At 73.4% G+C, this 20,640-nt stretch carries 17 protein-coding genes; 9 read left to right on the top strand and 8 right to left on the bottom strand.

From position 1 onward, the window contains the following. Positions 1–33 precede the first annotated feature (33 nt). From ACYVOO_RS39115 to ACYVOO_RS39095, 5 genes are all read left to right on the top strand, one after another. Positions 34–1,221, top strand: a complete 1,188-nt coding sequence (locus ACYVOO_RS39115) for an NAD(P)/FAD-dependent oxidoreductase (RefSeq protein WP_461020523.1) — start codon at positions 34–36, stop codon at positions 1,219–1,221. 112 nt (positions 1,222–1,333) lie between these two features. Next, a complete protein-coding gene (locus ACYVOO_RS39110; RefSeq protein WP_461020482.1) occupies positions 1,334–1,699 on the top strand; it encodes an Rv2175c family DNA-binding protein in 366 nt (121 codons plus the stop codon). A gap of 140 nt (positions 1,700–1,839) precedes the next feature. Next, on the top strand, positions 1,840–2,502 hold the full coding sequence (gene thiE / locus ACYVOO_RS39105) for a thiamine phosphate synthase (RefSeq protein ID WP_461020481.1): 663 nt from the start codon (positions 1,840–1,842) through the stop codon (positions 2,500–2,502). Between the two features lie 170 nt (positions 2,503–2,672). Next, positions 2,673–3,596, top strand: coding sequence for a methylenetetrahydrofolate reductase [NAD(P)H] (gene metF / locus ACYVOO_RS39100; RefSeq protein ID WP_453346367.1), 924 nt, complete (start codon positions 2,673–2,675; stop codon positions 3,594–3,596). Positions 3,597–3,639: 43 nt separating this feature from the next. Then, entirely contained in the window at positions 3,640–4,713 is a 1,074-nt protein-coding gene (locus tag ACYVOO_RS39095) for a hypothetical protein (protein WP_461020480.1), read from the top strand. Positions 4,714–4,738: 25 nt separating this feature from the next. On the opposite strand, the gene ACYVOO_RS39090 is transcribed toward ACYVOO_RS39095, so the two are convergent. The 4 genes from ACYVOO_RS39090 to ACYVOO_RS39075 all read right to left on the bottom strand — a co-directional run bounded on the left by ACYVOO_RS39090 (position 4,739) and on the right by ACYVOO_RS39075 (position 10,236). Beyond that, the gene (locus ACYVOO_RS39090) at positions 4,739–6,208 is read right to left on the bottom strand and encodes a phytoene desaturase family protein (protein ID WP_461020479.1); all 1,470 of its coding nucleotides are present in this window, start codon (positions 6,206–6,208) and stop codon (positions 4,739–4,741) included. Between the two features lie 486 nt (positions 6,209–6,694). Next, positions 6,695–7,336 (bottom strand): TetR/AcrR family transcriptional regulator, encoded by a 642-nt coding sequence (locus ACYVOO_RS39085; RefSeq protein WP_461020478.1) that lies wholly within the window; start codon positions 7,334–7,336, stop codon positions 6,695–6,697. Positions 7,337–7,352: 16 nt separating this feature from the next. After that, the gene (locus tag ACYVOO_RS39080) at positions 7,353–9,449 is read right to left on the bottom strand and encodes a YhgE/Pip family protein (protein WP_461020477.1); all 2,097 of its coding nucleotides are present in this window, start codon (positions 9,447–9,449) and stop codon (positions 7,353–7,355) included. After that, the gene (locus tag ACYVOO_RS39075; RefSeq protein ID WP_461020522.1) at positions 9,421–10,236 is read right to left on the bottom strand and encodes an ATP-binding cassette domain-containing protein; all 816 of its coding nucleotides are present in this window, start codon (positions 10,234–10,236) and stop codon (positions 9,421–9,423) included. Before ACYVOO_RS39075 ends, ACYVOO_RS39080 begins: the two co-directional genes overlap by 29 nt. Positions 10,237–11,045: 809 nt before the next feature. On the opposite strand from ACYVOO_RS39075, the gene ACYVOO_RS39070 reads away from it, so the two are divergent. The 3 genes from ACYVOO_RS39070 (at position 11,046) to ACYVOO_RS39060 (ending at position 13,235) form a co-directional block, all read left to right on the top strand. Further along, positions 11,046–11,570, top strand: coding sequence for an SAV_6107 family HEPN domain-containing protein (locus ACYVOO_RS39070; protein WP_461020476.1), 525 nt, complete (start codon positions 11,046–11,048; stop codon positions 11,568–11,570). 192 nt (positions 11,571–11,762) lie between these two features. Continuing rightward, positions 11,763–12,527, top strand: a complete 765-nt coding sequence (locus ACYVOO_RS39065) for a methyltransferase (RefSeq protein WP_453346361.1) — start codon at positions 11,763–11,765, stop codon at positions 12,525–12,527. A gap of 279 nt (positions 12,528–12,806) precedes the next feature. After that, the gene (locus ACYVOO_RS39060; protein ID WP_461020475.1) at positions 12,807–13,235 is read left to right on the top strand and encodes a DUF3040 domain-containing protein; all 429 of its coding nucleotides are present in this window, start codon (positions 12,807–12,809) and stop codon (positions 13,233–13,235) included. Positions 13,236–13,546: 311 nt separating this feature from the next. Here ACYVOO_RS39060 and ACYVOO_RS39055 read toward each other — a convergent pair whose 3' ends face one another. The 4 genes from ACYVOO_RS39055 to ACYVOO_RS39040 all read right to left on the bottom strand — a co-directional run bounded on the left by ACYVOO_RS39055 (position 13,547) and on the right by ACYVOO_RS39040 (position 19,200). Next, positions 13,547–16,015, bottom strand: a complete 2,469-nt coding sequence (locus tag ACYVOO_RS39055) for a transglutaminase TgpA family protein (RefSeq protein ID WP_461020474.1) — start codon at positions 16,013–16,015, stop codon at positions 13,547–13,549. Further along, complete coding sequence (locus ACYVOO_RS39050; protein WP_461020473.1) at positions 16,012–17,409, bottom strand: DUF58 domain-containing protein; 1,398 nt, start codon at positions 17,407–17,409, stop codon at positions 16,012–16,014. Before ACYVOO_RS39050 ends, ACYVOO_RS39055 begins: the two co-directional genes overlap by 4 nt. Further along, the gene (locus tag ACYVOO_RS39045) at positions 17,409–18,506 is read right to left on the bottom strand and encodes an AAA family ATPase (protein WP_461020472.1); all 1,098 of its coding nucleotides are present in this window, start codon (positions 18,504–18,506) and stop codon (positions 17,409–17,411) included. The genes ACYVOO_RS39050 and ACYVOO_RS39045 overlap by 1 nt, the downstream gene beginning before the upstream one ends. 88 nt (positions 18,507–18,594) lie before the next feature. Beyond that, positions 18,595–19,200, bottom strand: coding sequence for a beta-class carbonic anhydrase (locus tag ACYVOO_RS39040; RefSeq protein WP_453346356.1), 606 nt, complete (start codon positions 19,198–19,200; stop codon positions 18,595–18,597). A gap of 382 nt (positions 19,201–19,582) precedes the next feature. Here ACYVOO_RS39040 and rsmH point away from each other — a divergent pair, with 382 nt between their 5' ends. Then, positions 19,583–20,560 (top strand): 16S rRNA (cytosine(1402)-N(4))-methyltransferase RsmH, encoded by a 978-nt coding sequence (gene rsmH, locus ACYVOO_RS39035; RefSeq protein WP_461020471.1) that lies wholly within the window; start codon positions 19,583–19,585, stop codon positions 20,558–20,560. Positions 20,561–20,640 lie beyond the last annotated feature (80 nt).

Below are 20,640 nucleotides of genomic sequence, written 5' to 3'. Positions count from 1 at the left end.
GAACGGCAGCGGGTCGTCATCGTGGGCGCGGGCATGGCGGGCGTGCAGACCGCCGTCCATCTGCGCGAGGAGGGCTGGCCCGGCGCGGTCAGGATCATCGGCGCCGAGCCGCACCAGCCCTACGACCGCCCCCCGCTCTCCAAAGCGGTGCTCCTCGGCAAGGCCGAAGGCTCCGCGTTCGACGTGGACTTCGAGGCGCTCGGCGTCGACCTGGAACTGGGCAGGACCGTCACCGGGCTGCGCCCGCACGAGAGGCTGCTGGACACCGAGGCGGGGCCCGTCGCGTACGACAGGCTGGTCATCGCGACCGGCGCCGAGCCCGTCGCGCTGCCCGGGAGCGAGGGCGTGCCCGGCGTCCATCTGCTGCGCACCCTGGACGACGCGGCGCGGCTGCGGCCCGTGCTCGCCGCGAAGGGCGACATCGTGGTCGTCGGCGCCGGCTGGATCGGCGCCGAGTTCGCGACGGCCGCGCGCGAGGCGGGCTGCGCGGTCACGGTCGTCGAGGCGGCGCCCCGTCCGCTGCCAGGGGCGCTGCCCGCCGAGCTGACGGAGCCCATGCGCGCCTGGTACGAGGCCGCGGGCGCCGCCCTGCGCACGGGCGTGGCCGTCGCCTCGGTCGAGCGGGGGGCCGTCGTGCTGGCCGACGGGACGCGGCTGCGCGCGGACGCCGTCGTCGTCGGCATCGGCGCCCGCCCGGCCACGGGGTGGCTCGCGGGCTCGGGGCTCGCCCTCGACGAGGACGGCGCGATCCGCGCCGACGAGCGGCTGCGCACCTCGGCCGAGGGCGTCTACGCGGTCGGCGACTGCGCCTCCTTCCCCTCAGCGCGCTACGGCGAACGGCTGCTGGTGCACCACTGGGACAACGCGCTCCAGGGCCCCATGGCCGTCGCAGCCAACATCGTGGCCGAGGGCCTCGCGGACGGCGGGGAGGCGGAGGCGGCCGTCTACGACCCGGTTCCCTACTTCTGGTCGGAGCAGTTCGGGCGCTTCGTGCAGTACGTCGGCCATCACGCGTCCGGCGATCTGCTGGTGCCGCGCGGCGATCCGACGGGCGTCTCCTGGTCCGCGTGCTGGCTGCGGGACGGGGCGCTGACCGCGCTGCTGGCTGTGGGGCGCCCGCGCGACATGGCGCAGGGCAGGAAGCTGATCCAGCAGGGGGTGCCGCTGGACCCTGAGCGGGTGGCGGACGCGTCGGTGGCGCTGAAACAGGCGGTGCGCTGAGTTACGCCGAGTTACCCGATGGGCCTCGTGAGGACGTGCCGGAGTGCTTCGTACCGCTTTCCCGGGTGGGGAGCGGTAGTGACTGTCAGCGGGGGATGGCAGGCTGGAGAGCGTGACCGAGATTGACGCAAAGACCGATGCTCTCGTCCCCGCCTGGCTCACCCTCCCCGATGTCGCAGAAAAGCTCGACGTCGAAGTGACCCGCGTCCGGCAGCTCGTCAAGGAAGGCCAGCTCATCGCGGTGCGCAGGGGAGAGAACCGGGTCCTCCAGGTCCCCGCCGATTTCATCGGCGAGGGCAAGGTCGTGAAGGGCCTCGTGGGTACCATCACGCTCCTCAAGGACGACGGTTTCAGCGACGAGGAGATGCTGGAGTGGCTGTTCACCGAGGATGAGAGCCTGCCGGGCACCCCGGCCCAGGCCCTGCGCGAGAACCGTGGGACGGAAGTGAAGCGCCGCGCTCAGGCCCTCGCCGTCTGAGCCGACGGACAGCCGAGCGACACCGCACCACCACACCGAACCGCATCACCACACCACATCCACCGGGCGTACGGCCCGGGGCTCCCTCGTGCGGGGGCGCCCCGGTCCGTACGCCCCCGCATGGGGGGAACGCCCGCACCATGAGCGTCACCGCACGTCAGCGGCTCGCTGACGCACGCCTGTATCTGTGCACGGACGCGCGCAAGGAGCAGGGGGACCTCCCGGAGTTCCTGGACGCGGCCCTGTCGGGCGGCGTGGACATCGTGCAGTTGCGCGACAAGGGCATGGAGGCCGCCGAGGAACTGGACCACCTCGCCGTCCTCGCCGACGCCTGCCGCCGCCACGGCAAGCTCCTGGCCGTCAACGACCGCGCGGACGTCGCGCACGCCGCCGGAGCCGACGTGCTGCACCTCGGCCAGGGCGACCTCCCCGTTCCCGCGGCCCGCGCGGTCCTCGGCGAAGGGCCGCTCATCGGCCGCTCCACACACGCCGAGGCCGAGGTGGACGCGGCCGTCACCGAGCCCGGCGTGGACTATTTCTGCACAGGACCCTGCTGGCCGACCCCCACCAAGCCGGGGCGCCACGCACCGGGCCTGCCCCTCGTGCGGTACGCCGCGAAGCTCGCCCCCGAGCGCCCCTGGTTCGCGATCGGCGGGATCGACGAGTCCCGTCTCGACGAGGTGCTCGACGCCGGAGCACGCCGGGTGGTCGTCGTCCGCGCGATCACGGACGCCGAGGACCCGGCCGCCGCCGCGTCAGCGCTGGCCGGACGGCTGCGCGAGCGGGTACGGGCCGACGGCTGAGCCGGTCGGGAGGCCGGTCGGGAGGCGGTCGCGGGCTGGCCGTCGAGCCCTTTGGGCGTCCCGCACCGGCCGTCCACTCCGTGGACACAGGGCCTCGCGAAGACGGGACGGACCGGACGTAACGCCCTGCTCACCACCCGCCCCATGGACAAGGCCGATAGCCTTCCCATATGGCCATTGGTATCTCAGCTACCAGGACAGACCGCCCGCCGACCGTCCGTGATCTGCTCGCTTCCGGAGAGAAGTCGTACTCCTTCGAGTTCTTCGCACCGAAGACCGCGAAGGGCGAACGGACCCTGTGGAACGCGCTGCGGCGCATCGAGGCGGTCTCTCCGACCTTCGTGTCGGTGACCTACGGCGCGGGCGGCTCCTCGCGCGAGGGCACGGTGCGCAACACCGAGCGCATCGCCAACGAGACGACGCTCACCCCCGTCGCGCACCTCACCGCGGTCAACCACTCGCGGGCCGAGCTGCGCAACGTGATCGGGCAGTACGCCGACGCGGGCATCCGGAACGTCCTCGCGATCCGCGGCGATCCCCCCGGCGACCCGATGGGCGAGTGGGTGACGCACCCGCAGGGGCTCACCTACGCCTCGGAACTCGTGGAGCTGATCAAGGAGTCCGGCGACTTCTGCGTCGGCGTCGCGGCGTTCCCCGAGATGCACCCGCGCTCCTCCGACTGGAACACGGACATCCGCCACTTCGTCAACAAGTGCAAGGCGGGAGCCGACTACGCCGTCACGCAGATGTTCTTCCGCGCGGAGGACTATCTTCGGCTGCGCGACAGCGCGGTGGCGGCCGGTTGCGAAACTCCGATCATCCCGGAGATCATGCCGGTCACCAACGTGCAGCAGATCGAGCGGTTCGCACAGCTCAGCAATGCGACAATCCCGAAGGAGATGGCCGACAGGCTCCGGGCCGTCGAACACGACCCGGCGGCTGTACGCTCGGTCGGGATCGAATACGCCACGGAGCTGTGCGCGAGACTGATGGCTGAGGATGTCCCCGGACTCCACTTCATTACGCTCAACCACTCCACGGCAACGCTGGAAATCCACGAGAATCTGGGACTCCACGAGCGGTCCCTGAGCTGAGAGAGCTGGCCAGCCGAGGCAGCGGCTCGAAGAGGGGGCGTACATGGGCTGGACAGTCCTCTACATCGCGTTCGGCATCGTCGCGTTGTGGCTGCTCGGCGAGGTGCTGTTGCAGTACAAGGCGCGGCTCCGCTGGCGTCTGCTGGCCTTCGGCGGCTTTCTGTGCGTGGTGGTGGGGGCGCTGATCCCCTCGGTCATCGTGATCGGGCTGGGCATCGCCGCCTTCGCCACCGGCCAGACCTTCGTGACCCTCTCCTACCGCCGCGGCTTCTCCACCGGCTGGGCCCTCGGCGGCACGCCCGGCTCCAGCAGGCGCCGCCGCGAGGGCCCCCCGGCCGAGGCGGAGCCGACGCTCCAGGTCTCGGGCCTGGAGGCGTACGACCCCGTCCCCGAAGCGCAGACCGGCAGCGACGCCACCGAGGACTACGCCTCCCAGGGCTACGGCACGAACGGCTACGGCGCCGACACGTACAGCCCCGACGCCTACGCCACGGACTCCTACGCCACGGACTCCTACGCCGCCGACACGTACGGCACCGACACGTACGGCTACGGCAACGACGCTCCCGGCTCCGTCTTCCAGCCCGCCGAACCACCCGTCTACCAGCCGGCGCCGCTGCCCGACGACACGGGCGAGTACGGCACGTACGACACCTACGCCGCCTCCTTCGAGTCCGGGCCCCGCCAGGGGATATACCAGGACCAGGCATACGGCTACGACGCACAGCAACAGCAGCAGTACGCGTCCTACACGGACCCCTACACCGGCTACCCCTCGCACGACTCCTACGGCGGCGGCGTCAGCTTCGACCCCCAGGGCTACATCGGCGAACAGCAGCCCTACGCGCCCGACCCGGGCGGCTACGACGCCCAGTACGGCGATTACGCGCAGCAGCCCCAGCAGCCCCAGCAGCCGTACTACTCCGAGACCCCGCCCGGCGGCCTCTGGGTCCCCCAGCAGCGCGACCCCGCCGAGCCGCAGCCCTACGACCCCTACCAGCCCCAGCCGTACCCGAACGGCTACGAGGGGTACGAGGGGTACGACAACCAGGGCAACCACGGCAACGGCCAGCAGCCGGGCGGCTACTACTACGACGGACAGCGCGGCGGCTACTAGCCGCTCAACCGCTGGGAGATGCCCCCTACCGCGAGCCGCGCCAGTGCTCGCCCTCCACGATCAGCCCCGCCACCAGCGCGCCCGACATACCGGCGTGCGGCAGCCCGCCGCCGGGGTGCGACCAGCCGCCCACCCGGTAGAGGCCCGCGAGCGGCGCGGTGTTCGACGCGTGGAGCAGGGCGCCGCCCGCGCCGCACAGGGCGGGCGCGGGGACGAGGCCGCCCGGCGCGTGGGTCTCCGCCTCGTTGTCGCGGGGCGTACGCACCTCGCGCCACAGCACACGCGACCCCAGCCCGAGCCCGGCCGCATCGGCCGCGCCCACCAGCCGGTCGGCCAGCGCACCCGCACGCTCCGCGTCGGGCACCTCCGCCGGGGCAACCGGCACGGACAGCACGGCGGCCTCGTGCTCCTCGTCGGGCCGCAGCGCCGGATCGTCGGGCCGCAGCACCGTCAGGGGCCGCGCGGGCTCGTCGGCGCGGTGTACGACGGTGCGGTGCGCGGTCCCCTCGGCGCGTGCCCCGCGCAGCGCGAGGAGGACGGTGAGCCGGGCCGCACCGGACGCGGCGACCTGGGCGCCCTCGCCCCCCGGTACGCCCCCGGGCATACCCTCCGGCAGCCGCCCGCCCGAGACCACGGCGTCGGCGTCCACCTCGTAGCCCCCCTCGCCCCCGTCAGGGCCGAGCACCAGCCCCACAGCGCGCCCCCCTTCCTCCCGGACTCGCCGCACCTCGGCCCCGAAGCGGAACTCCACCCCGCGCGCCGCACAGCGCGCGTACAGCGCGTCGGCGAGAGTGCGCATCCCGCCGCGTACGTACCAGGTGCCGAAGGTGTGCTCCACGTACGGCAGCACGGTCGCGCTCGCCGGGCTCGTCGCGGGGTCCAGGCCGTAGGCGCGCACGTGGCTCTCCAGCAGGGCGACCAGCCGGGGGTCGCGCAGCTCGTCGGCCGCCGCCTCCGCGAGCGTGGGCCGCCTGCGCCGCAGCAGGCCCTTGCCACGCAGCGCCGGGTAGGCGTCCTTGTCGAGGGCCGCACGCGCGGGGGTGCCCTCGCCCGCCAGCGGTTCCTCCAGGAGCGGGCGCCGGGTCGCCTCCCACACCTCGCGGGCGCGGCCCAGGAGGTCGGCCCAGCGCTCCCCTGCGCCCTGGCCCAGCGCCGCGTCCAGCGCGTCGACGGTTCCGGCGCGGGAGGCGTTCGGCAGGGAGACGGCGGTGCCGTCGGCGAACACGTGCCGGACGGCGGGATCGACCTGCACGAGGTCGACGCACGCCTCCAGCGGCTCCTTGCCCGTTTTGACGAACAGGTCGCGGTAGACGGCGGGCAGATGCAGCAGCCCAGGGCCCGTGTCGAAGGCGAAGCCGTCCCTCACGAAGCGTCGCAGCGCGCCCCCGTACGTGTCCGTCCGCTCGTACACCGTCACCTTGTGCCCCGCGACGGCCAGCCGCGCCGCCGCCGCCATCGCGCCCATGCCCGCGCCGATCACCGCAATACGTGCCATGACCAGGGACTCTAGCGACCGGCGAGTACGTGGGCCTCACCACCCAGCCGGAAGCCGTCGCTCCGTGGGCACGGGGGCGCAGTCCTAGGTACGGCTACCTAGATCGCGGGTTGAGTAGCACAGCGGATGGGCCCCGACCTGGAGGAACGGCAGAGTAATGCCCAAGGAAAAGGCGCCGCGGCGCACCGCCGACACGGGGCGGCGGAACGGCGCGGTGGCCTCTTCCGAAGGGATAGGGACCGGGGCGTCCGGGGGGCGCCTACGGGGGAATCGGGGGAACAACGGGGGACCAACGGGGGAAAAACGGGGGTTCCACGGGGGAAATACGGGAGCGGCCGTACGCGGCACCGGCGACCATGGCCACGGCACTTCGGCCGAGGCCACCGGGACTGCGTACGGCCGCTCCTGCGTGCGACGGAGAAGGCCGTGCCCGAGGGCACGGCCTTCTCCATGTGCGCGATGTGCGCTCCGGCCTCCCCGGGGGCGCTAAGCGGAGGGCCTGTGTCGGCCGCCCACGCGCCCCTGGAGCAGCAGCGACAGCGCGCCGTGCACATCGTCCAGCGACCGCTCGGGCTGGAACGCCTTCCAGTCCAGCGCCGCCACCAGCACCATCCCCACCAGCGCAGCGGCCGTCAGCGGGATGTCGATTTCGTCGCTCAGCTCGCCCTCCGCGACGCCCTCCCGCAGCACCGTCTCGACCACCGCCACGGCCTCCTGGCGTACCACCATCAAGGTGGAGTTCCAGGCCCTGTTGGTGCGCCACAGCTCGGCTACGTAGAGCTGGGTGAAGGCGGGATAGCGGTCGATGAAGACCAGCCCGGCCCGGATCATCGCGTCCAGCGCGTCGACCCGGCTGCCGCCCGCCTCCGTGGCCGTGTCGGCGGCCTGCCGCAGATCGGCCGTGAGCAGCTCCACACCGTGCCGCAGCAGCTCTTCGAAGAGCACGGTCTTGCTGGCGAAGTTGTAGTAGACCGTGCCCTTCGCCACACCCGCCCGCTCCGCGATCTCCTCGACGGTCGTCGAGGAGAAGCCCTGTTCCGCGATCAGGGTGACGGCGGCCTGGAAGAGCTTCTGGCGGGTGGCGTCCCTGCTGCTGCGGCGGGCGCGCGGCCCGGTCCCGGTCTTCATGGTCCCCATTCTCCGCTCACAGCGAGATCTCCGGGTGCAGCCGGTCCAGGGACCACACCTGCTTGCGGCGCGCGCTGACGGCCGTCAGCGCCAGGGCGCCCACCGTGAAGGCCGCCAGCACCGCGCACGCCCGCCACACCGGCCACAGCTCGCCGCCCGTGATGAGGTGCCGCAGCCCCTCGACCACGTAGCTCATGGGCAGGAACGGGTGCAGGGCGTTGAAGAAGCCCGGACTGGTCTGGATCGGGTACGTGCCCCCGGCCGAGGTGAGCTGGAGCATCAGCATCGCCAGGACGAGGATGCGCCCGGCCGGGCCGAAGCGGGCGTTGAGGAACTGGACGATCGACGTGAAGCACGCCGTCACCAGCAGCAGGAAGCCCACCGTGCCCAGGCCCCGCGCCATTTCGAGCCCGAGCGCCCAGTGCAGCACGCCCATCAGCGCGCCCACCTGGGCCACCCCGATGGCGGCGACGGGCAGCCACCCCGCCAGCGCGATCCGCCAGGCCGGTGCCCCGGCCGCCAGCGCGCGCTTGTTGAGCGGCTGGAGCAGCATGTAGGCGACCATCGCGCCGACCCAGAGCGAGAGCGGGATGAAGTACGGGGCGAAGCCCGTCCCGTAGTTCGGTGCCGCGTGCGCCTTGCCGGAGGCGAGGTCCACGGGGTCGGCCATCACGCCCGTGCGGTCCTCGCGCTCCTTCTTGTCGTAGTCCGGGATCTTCCCGGCGCCGTCGTGCAGCCCGCCCGCGAGCTTGCTGGAGCCGTCGGCGAGCTTGAACATGCCGCCGTTGAGCGTGCCCGCACCCTTGTCGAGCTTGCCGAGCCCGGTGTCCAGCTCGGCGGCGCCGCTCTTGGCACTGGTCAGCCCTGTGTGCAACTGCCCCGCGCCCTTGGAGACCTGGTGCGCGCCCTTGTTGAGCTTGTTGATCTGCTTGACGGCCGAGTCCAGGTCGTCGTCCAGGTGCGGGGCGCGCTCGGCGAGGTCGTTCGCCTTCGTCCTCAGGTCGTCGAGCCCGTCGCCCAGCTCGGCTCGATCCTTCTGGTTCTTCTGGTTCTTGACGATGCCGTTGACGTCCTTGGCGACCCCGGCCGCCGTCTCCGACGCGTCGACCGCCTTCTTCAGCTCCGGGCAGGACGCGGCCGGATCGATCTTGACCGCGCCCTCGCAGCGCGCTTCGTAGATCGTGGAGAGGGTGTCGGCGGCCCGCCGTGAGTCGGTCTGTGCCTCCTGGGCCGCTCCGGGCAGCTTGTCGAGGTTGTCCTTGAGGGTCTTGCTCGTACGGGCGACGTCGCGGGCGGCGGTGCCGATCTCGTCGCCGTGGTCCTTGAGGAACGGGCGGATCTTGCCCGCAGCGCCGTTGACCTTGTCGGCCAGTCGCTGCGTCCCGTCGGCGACCTGCCCCGAGCCCTTCTTCAGCTTCCCCGAGCCCTCGTGCAGCTTCGCGGTGCCGCTCTTCAGCTCGCCGCTGCCGTCCTTGGCGTCGCCGAGCCCGTCCTTCAGCTCGCCCGCGCCCTTCTTCGCCTTGCCGATGCCGTCGCCGAGGTCGTCGGCGCCCTTGGCGGCCTTCGCCGTCTGACCGTGGAGAGTGGAGAAGGAGACGAAGATCTTGTCGTAGAAGCCGCGCGACGCCTTGGTGGATGCGGCGGACCTGACCTCGGAGAAGACGGTGCGCGAGATCTGCCCGACGATGTAGTTGTTCGCGTCGTTCGCGCGGACCTTGAGCGCGCCGGTCTCCGGACTGTCGCCCGAGCTGGACGCGACCCGCTTGCTGAAGTCCGAGGGCACGGTCAGGGACAGGTAGTAGCGCCCGTCCTCGACGCCTTTGCGTGCGTCGGCCGCGTCGGTCTCCCGCCAGTCGAAGGTGTCGCTGTCGTGGAGGCCCTCGACGATGGAGTCGCCCGCGGCGACCTTCTCGCCGTCGGCCTGCGCCCCCTTGTCCTCGTTGACCAGGGCCACGGGGATCTTGTCGAGACGGTCGTACGGGTCCCAGAAGGACCACAGGTACAGCGCCCCGTAGAGCAGCGGAAGCAGCAGCATCGCGGCCATCGCGGCGCGCGGCAGCCTGCCCCTTCCGAACCGCTTCAGCTCAAGCGCGGCTAGCCTCGGCGAGCGCATCGGCGGCCTCTCCCTTCTGCTTCGTGTTCGTCTTCGCCCGGCGGCCCTCGCCGTCGTCGCTGTCGCTGTCGTGGTCCTCGCCGGTGGCCGCCTTGTCGTCGCGTGCCGCGTCCGTACGGACGACCACCGCGCCCTCGGGCGCCTGGCTGCACACGGCCAGCACGGTCGTCCCGGACTCCGCGACCGCGCGCAGCGTCGCCCACACCTGGCCGCGCTCCTCCTCGGAGAGCTTCAGATCGGTGTCGTCGACGGCGAGCAGCCGGGGCTCCCCGAGGAGCGCGAGCGCGAGGGACAGCCGCAGCGCGTCCGGCCGCTCCAGGCTTCTGACGTGGGTACGCGGGCCCTTGGGCAGCGCGTCCAGGTCGAGCCCGGCCGCCGTCAGGGCAGCCTCAAGGCGGGCGCGGCTGGCCGCGGCGCGCTCACGGCGCGGACGGAACAGGGCCCGGAGCGAGCCGCCGAAGCGCCGCTGGAGCAGCACGCGCTCGCGCAGATGCTCGGTGACGGTCAGCGCCGGGTCGAGATCGGTCACCCCGGGCACAGGCCCGAGCGCGCTGATCCCGCGCACCGCTGCCAGTTGCTTCGGCAGCCGGTACCGGCCGACCCGCGCGTGCCCGCGCCCGGCCTTCATCCGCCCGGTGAGGGCCAGCAACAGGCATGTACGGCCCGATCCGGAGGGGCCCTCGACGGCGATCAGCGCGTTGGGCTCCGCGTCGAAGGTGATCCCCTGGAACACGGGGCCACGCGGCCCGTCCAGCCCGAAGCCCTCGGCCGAGACGGCCGCGCCGATACGGGGGGCCGTCGACGTGGGGTCCGGGTCCGGGCTCGTGCCCGCGCCCGGGTCCGGGGCCGTGCGGGTGGCGCCCTTGCGCCGGGGTCCTCTGGTGCGCCGTGTGCGGGGTGCGTCCACCGGGGGCGCCGCGCCTTCGCCGCTGCCCGTGCCGGGCTGCTCGGCGTCCGGGGCCGTGCCCTGGTCCGGGGCTGTGCGTGTGGCCCCCTTGCGCCGTGCGGCGGCGGTTTTGCGGCGCCGGGGTGCTCCGGTGCGGGGTGCGGTGGCGTCGTCCGGTGCCGTCGTGTCCTCGCCGTCCGGGGCCGTGTGTGTGGCCGCCTTGCGCCGGGGTGCTCTGGTGCGCCGTGTGCGGGGTGCGTCTACCGGGGGTGCGGTGGCGTCGTCGGGTGCCGTGGTGTCCTCGCCGCCGGGTTGCACGGCGTCCGCTTCCGCTTCCGTCGGCGTCCCGCTGCCGGGCCCGGCCTCGGGCCCCGGCTCCTGCCCGGCCCCCGGCCGCTCCTGGGCCCCGGCCGCCGGTCCGGCGGCGGCCTCGGCCGGGGTGCCGGTGCCCGCCGTATCGGCGGACACCGTATCGGCGGCTCCCGTACCGGCGTCGTCGCGCGCGTCGCCCATGACCCCTCCCACTCGTCGCTCCCGTTCTTTGAACTGACCGGTCAGTCCAAAGTATGCAGCATGTGCCGCCACCTCGGCACACGCCCCCTCCGTGAGGTGTTTGCGCAGGTCAGCGGGATTGTCAGTGGCATGCGCCACGATGTGCACATACGGCCGATTCATCGGAACCGTCACACGACGACAGGAGGTTGGTTCTCATGAACGGGCCCCCGAACGATGTCCATCCCGTCCTCCGCCGTGCCGCGGCCCCGCCCGCCGCCCTCGATCTGCTGGCGCAGGCCCAGCATGGTCTGGACGAGGCCATGGCGATGGAGACGCCCAACGAGCGGTATGCCACGGCCCACCTCGCCGCGCTCCGCACGGCGGCCGCGGTGCTCGCCGTGCGCGGCAGGCCGGAGGCCACCGCACGGCGCAGGCAGCGCATCCGCAGCGCCTGGGAGGTCCTGCCCGAGGCCGCGCCCGAACTCTCCGAGTGGAGCGCCCTCTTCGCCTCCGGCGCCCCGCGCAGGGCACGCGCCGAGGCGGGTATCCAGGGCGCGGCGAGCTGGCGGGACGCGGACGATCTCGTCCGTGACGCGGAGGTCTTCCTGCGCCTCGTCGAGCGGATGCTCGTCTCGCAGCCCGCGCTGCCACAGCCCCGCATAGCCCCGGCCGACGAGAGCCTGGCTCCACGGGCCCACGCGCGTGACCCGGCGCTGTGGTCAGGGCCCCGGGCAGGGTGAGGCCCCGGTGCGGCGCAGGCGCGGCAAGGGTGCGGTGCGGGGAGCCGGGTGGGGTTCCCGTGACGCGCGGGGTGCGGTGCCGGGCGGCCCGGGGAGGGGGCGCGCGGCGCGGTGGGCCCGGCCTGGATCGCCGGGGAGCCCGAGGCAATAGGGTGGGCCCAGCCAGCACCTGAGCCGCGAGGAGCACCCGCCATGTCCCGCCCCAGCGCATCACTTCGTACCGCCGTGGTCTGGGAGGTGCTGCACGGCGCTCTCGAACGGCGGGTAAAGTCCGCGGGCCGCGAGCGGCTGGACGTCCTCGACACCGGAGGCGGCACGGGCAACTTCGCCGTGCCCGTCGCGCGGCTCGGCCATCAGGTCACCGTCGTCGATCCGAGCCCCAACGCCCTGTTCGCGCTGGAGCGCCGGGCCGCCGAGGCCGGGGTGGCGGAGCGGGTGCGCGGTGTGCAGGGCGACGCACACGGCCTCTTCGACGTCATCGAGCGCGGCGGCTATGACGCGGTCCTGTGCCACGGCGTGCTGGAGTACGTGGACGATCCGGCCGACGGGCTGCGCAACGCCGTGGCCGCGCTGCGCCCCGAGGGCGGCACCCTCAGCCTGCTCGCCGCCGGGCTGGGCGGCGCGGTGCTCGGGCGGGCGCTGGCCGGGCACTTCACGGAGGCGCGGCACGCGCTCACCGCACCCGACGGCCGCTGGGGCGAGGGCGACCCGATGCCCCGGCGCTTCACCGCCGAGCAGCTCACGGAGCTGGTCGGCGGCACGGGCCTTACGATCGAGGCGGTGCACGGCGTGCGGGTCTTCGCCGATCTGGTGCCCGGAGCGCTGGTCGACACCGAGCCCGACGCCCTGGACGCGCTCGCCCGGCTGGAGGCCGCCGCCTCGGAGCTGCCCGCCTTCCAGTCCGTCGCCAGTCAGTTGCATGTGCTCGCTGAGGCTCATGAGCAGCGTGACCAGTGATGAGCCGCCAGATGGGGCCGAGGTGACCCCGCGGTAACGCGGTGGGCCCGAGCCCGCCCGATCACCGGCGACCCGCCGTATGATCGAGGGAGCGCCGTCCGGCATGGCGGAAAGGTGGTGAGGGAATGCAGCCAATGCACTGTCCCGTCCCACTGTCCGGCATCTCGGTCCTGGTGGGAGGAATTGGCGTAGAGGGGCGGGTTTCACGGGGGCGATTCCCTGCCTATCCTTGAAGGGTCGCATCCGGTCGCCCCCGCGACCGACGAGTAGGAGGACTCCGTGCCGCTCTCTGAGCACGAGCAGCGGATGCTCGAGCAGATGGAGCGAGCGCTGTACGCCGAAGATCCCAAGTTCGCGACAGCGCTTGAGGGAAGTGAGCTCCGCACGTACACCCGCAAGCGGGTGTACCAGGCGGTCGTAGGCTTTCTGGTGGGCATCGCCCTGCTCATGGCCGGTATGGTCGCGCAGCAGATCTGGATCAGCGTCGTGGGTTTCCTCGTCATGCTCGGATGCGCCGTGCTCGCGGTCACCGGCTGGCGCAAGGCCCCCAAGAGCGGCGAGCAACAGGGCGGACAGGGCGAGGCGGCCCAGGGGGGCAACAGCGGCAGCGCGCCCCAGGTGCGCCGTCAGTCGTCCAAGTCCCGCCGCTCGATGATGAACCGTATCGAGGAGCGCTGGCAGCGCCGTCGCGACGAGGGCGGCCAGTAGGCACCGCGCCCCCGTCTGCCGGTTCGGCCGGTCCCGCCGGTTCCGTCTTCTGACCGCCGCCTCTCCGGAGCGCGGCGGTCCTGCGGTTCCGCACGCACGTCAGCGGTCTTCGCTGTCTTCGCGCGTCCTTCTGCTGTACGTCTCCGCCTCGTGGGCGTGGGGCGGTGGCCCCGAACAGGGCCCCGCCCCACGCCCACGAGTGCGCCCGGGCCCTTCCCGTCGTGCGCGGGCGGCCCATGGCATTCCGGCCGCCCGGTACGGAGCAGCCCCCCGGCCGACCCCACGCCGACGGGCCGGGCCCCGGCCGGCGCCTACTTCGCGAAGCGCACCCTCAGACCCCTCAGCGCCCCCGCCCCCCGGTTCCGCAGCGCCGACCAGCGCCGCGAGACGCCCCAGGTCACCCGGACAGCCGACCGGGGCAGCAGCAGTGCGCGCAGCCGCAGCCCGCGCGGTGCCGCGTCCCGCAGCCCGGCGCGTACCAGGTGGACGTCGTCCACGACGCCCGCGCCCGGGCGCGGCCTGGGCGCGTAGAGGACCTGTTCGACGGAGAGGGAGACCCGGTGCGCGGCCTCGGCCGCCTCCGGGCCCAGCTCGCCGATGCGCGCGATGCGGGCCGCGGTCTTACGCGGGGTCGCCGAGTCGTCCGGGACGACGCCGTAGTCCCAGCCGGAGTCGATGAGTTCGCGCCAGGCGTCCAGGACGGCGGCACCGGGCACTCCCGCACCCTCGCCGCCCGCAGCCCCGGCCCCGGCCCCGGCCCCGGACCCGGCCCCTGACCTGTCCTTGGCACCGCCCCTGGTACCGAGGCGTCTCGATCTGACCCGTACCCGCCACAGCAGCGGCAGCAGCGGCAGGCCCAGCAACAGCAGCGCGGCGCCCGAGATCCAGGCCACAGTGCCGAGCGGGAAGCCGTCGCCTCCGCGGTCGCCGCCCTGGGCCGGAGCGGCCTGGCCGCACTCGGGGTCGAGGCGCTTCTCCTCGGCCGTGCAGGACTCCGACTGCGACGGAGAGGGCGTCGGCTGGGTGCTCCGGCCCGGCTCGGGCAGGGCCTCGCCCGGGTTCTCGCTGGGGTCCGGGGAGTCGGGCTGCGCGTACGCGGGGGCGCTGCCGCGCGTCGGCGTCGGCTCGAAGCGCGTCCAGCCGACCCCCTCGAAGTACAGCTCGGGCCAGGCGTGCGCGTCCTTGAGCCCGACGGCCATCTTGCCGTCGCCCTGCGCCGTGCCGGGCGTGAAGCCGACCGCGACCCGCGCCGGGATGCCGAGGGTGCGGGCCATCGCCGCCATCGAGAAGGCGAAGTGGACGCAGAAGCCCTCCTTCTGCTCCAGGAAGTTCACGATCGCGGCCGAGCCGCTGCCCGCGCGCACCTGGGTGTCGTACGTGAAGCCGCCGTCCGAGGCGAACCAGTCCTGGAGCTTCACCGCGCGCTCGTAGTCGTTGGCCGAGTCCTGCGTGACCCGCAGGGCCGTCTGGTGCACCACGGAGGGCAGCGAGTCCGGGACCTCGGTGTACTCGCGGGTCAGCGAACGCGACGGGCTCGGCGCCTCCGCGAGCTGGCGCGCCGTGGGCTGGACGAGGAGGCTGTCCACGTCGTAGCGCACACCCCGGGTCGTCTGGCCGCGGTCGCCGACGAGGGTGCGGCCCTCGGGCTCGAAGCGCCAGCGCCCGTCGATGTTCACCTGGCTGGCCGGATAGGGGAGGGGCAGCCAGTTCTGCGCGTACCAGTCGGCCGCCTTCACCGAGCTGCGTACCCGCTGCGTCTCCACCCCGGCCCCCAGCCCCTTCGGGGTCGGCAGCGGGCTGGGCACCTCGCTGATCCGCCGCTCCGACGGCTTCCACGCGGCGCCGTCGAACTGGTCGAGGGCGACGATGCGCAGATACATCTCCTGCGTGCTCTTGGTGTCGGTGGTGTAGGTGAGGGCCGTGCGGTCCTCGGGCTGGTTGAGGCTGTCCTGGAGGGCGACCAGCGGGTTCACGGCCGACACGGTGCCGCCGCTGTTCTGGCCGGCGCCCCCGGCCCCGCCCCGTGCCGCGTCCAGCAGACCGCCGCCCAGCGACGGCATCGCCGCGGGCACCACCAGCGCGATGCCCAGCGTCAGCGCCCCGATCCGCCGCCCCGTGCGGACGGGCGCCACGGCGGGCCCGTCCACCGCGCCCGGCTGGTACGAGGGGGTGCCCGGTCTGCCGCGGTCACTGAAGATCCGGCCCCACTGGGAGAGCCGTTCCCTGCCCTCGGCCAGGAGCAGCAGCAGATAGCCGCCCGCAGCGCACAGGAACCACAGCCAGCGCGCGCCCTCCTGGGCGAGCCCGGCGGCCACGGAGTACAGCGCGAGCAGCGGCAGCCCGGCGGGCGCGGCACTGCGGTACGTCACCGCCAGCGCGTCCACGAGCAGCCCGATCACCAGGACGCCGCCGACGAGCATGAGCCGTATGCCCTCGGTCACAGGGGCCGGGATGGCGAAGCGGCCCACGTCCTGGGCGCCCGCGTTCAGCAGTTCCCCGAACCGTACGAAGACCTCGGGCCCTGGCAGCAGTCCCGCGAGGGCCTGCTCGCGGGCGAAGAACAGCGTCAGCAGCGCCAGTGACACGGCCGCCTGCACGGCGATGGTCACCGGGCGCGCCAGCGGCACCCGGCGCGTCGCCGCGCCCACGCAGCTCTGCACCGCGACCACCAGCGCGGCCTGGAGCAGCCACGTCGCAGGGTCCACCAGGGGCAGCAGCGCGCACGCGGCGGCGAGGGTGGCGAGCGCCGAGCAGAAGGCGAGCCGTCCCCGTCCACTCATCGGTCCAGTCCCTTCAACGTCGCCTTGTCGGCCTCCTGCCACAGCCCCGCGAGCGGTGTGCCGGGGCCGCCGGGCAGCGCGCTCCAGCCCGCCTCGCGCAGCAGGCGCAGCGCCTCGTCGTCGGAGCCCGCGCCCGCTACCGTGCCCGCGTCCACGGGCCCCGGGTTGTCGTCGACGTCCACCGCAGAACCGGAACCGGACGCGCCGGAACCCGAGGCACCGGAGACGAAGGCCACCGCGCGGTTCGTGCGCTGCCGCATCCGGCCCACCGTGATCGCCTGGTCCTCGTCGAGGCGGCCGAGGAAGGCGATCAGCAGCCCCTCGGGCCCGCCCGTCCCGCCGCGCAGCATGTCGTAGGCGCGGGAGAGCCCCGCGTCGGACGAGTGCTCCACCATGGCCAGCGTGTCCAGCAGCAGCCCCGCCGTGTCCGAGGAGTCCCCCGCGAAGGAGGCGCCCTCGGGGCCCGGCGTCATCGCGCCCGTGTCGGTGAGCAGGCGTACCGCGTAGCCCCGCTCCAGCAGGTGGAGGCAGACCGAGGCGGCGCCGGAGACGGCCCACTCGAAGGGGGAGTCGGGCCCGGAACCCGCGTAGGCGGAGCGCCTGGTGTCCAGCAGTACCGTGCAGCGCGCCTTCTGCGGCTGCTCCTCGCGGCGCACCATCAGCTCTCCGTAGCGCGCGGTGGAGCGCCAGTGGACGCGGCGCAGGTCGTCGCCGTGGCGGTAGCCGCGGGGGATCACGTCGTCCTCGCCCGCGAGCGCGAGGGAGCGCTGGCGTCCGTCGCCGTAGCCCGTCGTCTCGCCGGAGAGCCGCACGGGCGGCAGCGACTCGACGGGCGGGACGACGGTGAGGGTGTCGAACGCGCTGAAGGACCGCGTCAGCTCGCACATCCCGAACGGGTCGGTCAGGCGCAGCTGGAGCGGCCCCAGCGGATAGCGTCCGCGCAGGTCGGAGCGGACGCGGTAGGACACCTCGCGGCGCCCGCCCGGCTCGACCCGGTCCAGCACGAAGCGGGGGCGCGGGCCCAGCACGTAGGGCACCCGGTCCTGGAGCATCAGCAGGCCCGTGGGCAGCCGGGAGACGTTGTCGATCCGCAGGTGGACGCGGGCTTCGGTGCGCGCGGGTACACGGGCGGGGTTCAGCCTGCGCGAGCCCGCGACGCGGTAGCGGGTGCGGTACAGCACCAGCACGCACACCAGCGGCAGCGCGGCCAGCAGCATGCCGACCCGCAGCAGATCGGACTGGCCCAGCACATACGCGCAGACCGCGGCGGCGACCCCCGCGGCCAGGAAGGACCTGCCGCGGGTGGTGAGCCCGCCGAGCGCCGTGCGCAGCGAGCCCCTGTTCTCGTCCCGGGCCTCCCCCGTCCCGCCGCTCGCGGCGGGCCCGCCGGACATCAGTAGCTCCGGGGCTGCTGCTGACGGTAGCCGTCCGGGGGCGCGGGGATCGCGGCACCGGGCGCCCCGCCCGGCGCGACGGCCTGGGGCGGCGGGCCGCCGGACGCGACGCCAGGCCCCGGCCCGGGCGCGGCTGCCGGGGGCACCGGCACCCGCTGCACGATCTCCGCGACCACCTGCTCGGCCGTCCGCCGGTTCAACTGCGCCTGCGCTGTGGGCAGCAGGCGGTGCGCCAGCACGGGCACGGCGAGGGCCTGTACGTCGTCGGGCAGCGCGTACTCACGGGCCGAGAGCGCGGCGGAGGCCCGCGCGGCCCGCACCAGGTGGAGCGTGGCGCGCGGCGAGGCGCCCAGCCGCAGATCGGGGTGCGAACGGGTGGCGGAGACCAGCTCCACCGCGTAGCGCCTGACCGGGTCCGCGACGTGGACATGGCGCACCGCGTCGATCAGCTTGGTGATCTCGTGGGCGTGCGCCACCGGCTGGAGGTCGTCCAGCGGCGATGCGCCGCCGTGCACGTCGAGCATCTCCAGCTCGGCCGCCGGGCTGGGATAGCCGATGGAGACGCGCGCCATGAAGCGGTCGCGCTGGGCCTCGGGGAGGGGGTAGGTGCCCTCCATCTCGACCGGGTTCTGGGTGGCGACGACCATGAAGGGGTCGGGCAGCGTGTAGGTCTGCCCGTCGATGGTGACCTGGCGCTCCTCCATCGACTCCAGCAGCGCGGACTGGGTCTTGGGCGAGGCGCGGTTGATCTCGTCGCCGATCACGATCTGCGCGAAGATCGCGCCCGGCTTGAACTCGAAGTCCTTGCGCTGCTGGTCGAAGACGCTCACGCCCGTGATGTCCGACGGCAGGAGGTCCGGCGTGAACTGGATGCGCCGGACCGAGCAGTCGATGGATCTGGCCAGGGCCTTGGCCAGCATCGTCTTGCCCACCCCCGGCACGTCCTCGATCAGCAGATGCCCCTCCGCCAGCAGCACGGTCAGAGAGAGCCGTACGACCTCGGGCTTTCCCTCGATCACGGACTCCACCGAGCGGCGCACCCGCTCCGCTGTGGTGCTCAGATCACTGAGGTTCGCTCGATCGTCATAGGTCGTCACCCGGCCCTCCTCGGCCCGTCCCCGTCGTTCGGTCGGCGCCCCCAATTGGTGCCCCCACAGGCATTCTTCACGCCGACGGGCCCTCGCGTCACGATTCCGGAGCGATCTCGGGCGCTGACCCGGGTACGGACTCCGGCGCTGAGTCCGGGTCGATCTCGCGCAGCAGCCCGCTCGTCACGTCGAAGACGAAGCCCCGCACATCGTCGGTGTGCGGCAGGAACGGCGACGTCCGTACGCGCTCCATCGACTGGCGCACGTCCTGGTCCAGGTCCTTGAAGGACTCCACGGCCCACGACGGGCGCTGGCCGACCTCCAGCTCCAGCTCGTGCCGGAAGTCCTCGGTGAGGTTGAGCAGCCCGCAGCCGGTGTGGTGGATGAGCACGACCGAGCGCGTGCCCAGCGCGCGCTGGCTGATGGTGAGCGAGCGGATGATGTCGTCGGTGACGACGCCGCCCGCGTTGCGGATGGTGTGGCAGTCACCGAGCTGGAGGCCGAGCGCCTCGTGCAGGTCGAGCCGTGCGTCCATGCAGGCGACGACGGCGACCTTGAGCACGGGCCTGGCGTCCATGCCCGGGTCGGTGAAACCGGCGGCGTACCGCTGGTTCGCCTCGACGAGGCGGTCGGTGACGCTGCCCTCGCGGCGGTCACCGTTGGTGTGGGGCTCGGGAAGCGGCTGCGGCGCGGATATAGGCATGCATACGACGGTAAGGGGCGGACACCGTTACGGCCTGCCGTGGGGAGGGGCGAAACGGTCAACACGGCGTGTTGTGAGGTAACCCACAGTGGCCGGGGCGGCTCCCGGGGTACCCCGACCGGGCCGGCCGGGACCTGCGGAGACGCGCCTGACCAGTTGGTTGACCGAGGGGACGAGTGCACTAAAGTGACGCGAAGTGGGAGGCGTGCCACTCCCCTCGGACCCCGAAACCCCTCGCGTGCGCGGATGCGCACGTGCGGCTCGGCCTCCTCCCGCTCCCGGCCGTCCGGTGCCTCTTCCCCGGCGTCGGCGGACGCTTCCCCTTCGAGCGGGCGGGGACCAAGAAGCATGTGCGCAGTGCCCGCCAGACTTGAGAGGGCACATGACGACGAACGAGCAGCAGCGGCCCATCGGCGACCGGCACAACCCCGTGATGCTGCGCCGGTGCCTGGATCTGCTCGCGCCCGCGCTCGCCGAGCCGGGGGCGACCGTCGTCGACTGCACCCTCGGTCTCGGCGGCCACAGCGAGGCGCTGCTGTCCACCTTCCCCTCGGCCCGGCTCATCGGCCTCGACCGCGATACGGAGGCGCTGCGGCTGGCGGGGGAGCGGCTCGCCCCGTACGCGAACCGCGCCACCCTCGTGCACGCGGTCTACGACGAGCTGCCCGAGGTCCTGGACCGGCTCGGCACCCCGCGCGTCCAGGGCGTCCTGTTCGACCTCGGCGTCTCCTCCATGCAGCTCGACGAGGCCGACCGCGGCTTCGCCTACGCGCAGGACGCGCCCCTGGACATGCGGATGGACCAGACGCGGGGCATCAGCGCCGCCGACGTCCTCAACACCTACGCGCCGGGCGACCTGGTGCGGCTGCTGCGCGCCTACGGGGAGGAGAAGCAGGCGAAGCGGATCGTCGAGGCGGTCGTGAGGGAGCGCGCCAAGGAGCCCTTCGACCGCAGCGCCCGCCTCGTGGAGGTCATCCGCGACGCGCTGCCGCAGGCGGCCAAGCGCACCGGCGGCAACCCGGCCAAGCGCACGTTCCAGGCCCTGCGCATCGAGGTCAACGGCGAACTGTCCGTCCTGGAGCGCGCCGTGCCGGCGGCGGTGGACGCGCTCGCCGTGGGCGGCCGGATCGCGGTGCTCTCGTACCACTCGCTGGAGGACCGCCTCGTCAAGCAGGTGCTCGCGGCGGGCGCGGCCAGCACGGCGCCCGCCGGGCTGCCCGTCGTGCCGGAGCAGTACCAGCCGCGTCTCAAGCTGCTCACCCGAGGTGCCGAACTTCCCACCGAGGAAGAGATCGCGGAGAACCGGCGCGCGGCACCCGCCCGGCTGCGCGGGGCGAAGCGCGTCAGGGAGGCCACGTGACGGATGATGTGCGGGAGGCGACGGGCGCGGCAGCGGCCGTCGGAGGCGCCGCGCACGCGGGCACCACGGGTGCCGCCGGT

The organism is Streptomyces daliensis, from assembly GCF_054782395.1.
The sequence above is the reverse complement of the archived record's forward strand: the minus strand, read 5'-3'. Positions and strand labels throughout refer to the sequence as shown.

What these genes read in the sequence shown, in the direction of transcription:
- ACYVOO_RS39115 (WP_461020523.1), top strand. Translation starts at nt 34, where the DNA reads ATGGCGGGCGTGCAGACCGCCGTCCATCTGCGCGAGGAGGGCTGGCCC.
- thiE (WP_461020481.1), top strand. Translation starts at nt 1,840, where the DNA reads ATGAGCGTCACCGCACGTCAGCGGCTCGCTGACGCACGCCTGTATCTG.
- metF (WP_453346367.1), top strand. Translation starts at nt 2,673, where the DNA reads ATGGCCATTGGTATCTCAGCTACCAGGACAGACCGCCCGCCGACCGTC.
- ACYVOO_RS39095 (WP_461020480.1), top strand. Translation starts at nt 3,640, where the DNA reads ATGGGCTGGACAGTCCTCTACATCGCGTTCGGCATCGTCGCGTTGTGG.
- ACYVOO_RS39090 (WP_461020479.1), bottom strand. Translation starts at nt 6,208, where the DNA reads ATGGCACGTATTGCGGTGATCGGCGCGGGCATGGGCGCGATGGCGGCG.
- ACYVOO_RS39085 (WP_461020478.1), bottom strand. Translation starts at nt 7,336, where the DNA reads ATGAAGACCGGGACCGGGCCGCGCGCCCGCCGCAGCAGCAGGGACGCC.
- ACYVOO_RS39080 (WP_461020477.1), bottom strand. Translation starts at nt 9,449, where the DNA reads ATGCGCTCGCCGAGGCTAGCCGCGCTTGAGCTGAAGCGGTTCGGAAGG.
- ACYVOO_RS39070 (WP_461020476.1), top strand. Translation starts at nt 11,046, where the DNA reads ATGAACGGGCCCCCGAACGATGTCCATCCCGTCCTCCGCCGTGCCGCG.
- ACYVOO_RS39065 (WP_453346361.1), top strand. Translation starts at nt 11,763, where the DNA reads ATGTCCCGCCCCAGCGCATCACTTCGTACCGCCGTGGTCTGGGAGGTG.
- ACYVOO_RS39055 (WP_461020474.1), bottom strand. Translation starts at nt 16,015, where the DNA reads ATGAGTGGACGGGGACGGCTCGCCTTCTGCTCGGCGCTCGCCACCCTC.
- ACYVOO_RS39050 (WP_461020473.1), bottom strand. Translation starts at nt 17,409, where the DNA reads ATGTCCGGCGGGCCCGCCGCGAGCGGCGGGACGGGGGAGGCCCGGGAC.
- ACYVOO_RS39040 (WP_453346356.1), bottom strand. Translation starts at nt 19,200, where the DNA reads ATGCCTATATCCGCGCCGCAGCCGCTTCCCGAGCCCCACACCAACGGT.
- rsmH (WP_461020471.1), top strand. Translation starts at nt 19,583, where the DNA reads ATGACGACGAACGAGCAGCAGCGGCCCATCGGCGACCGGCACAACCCC.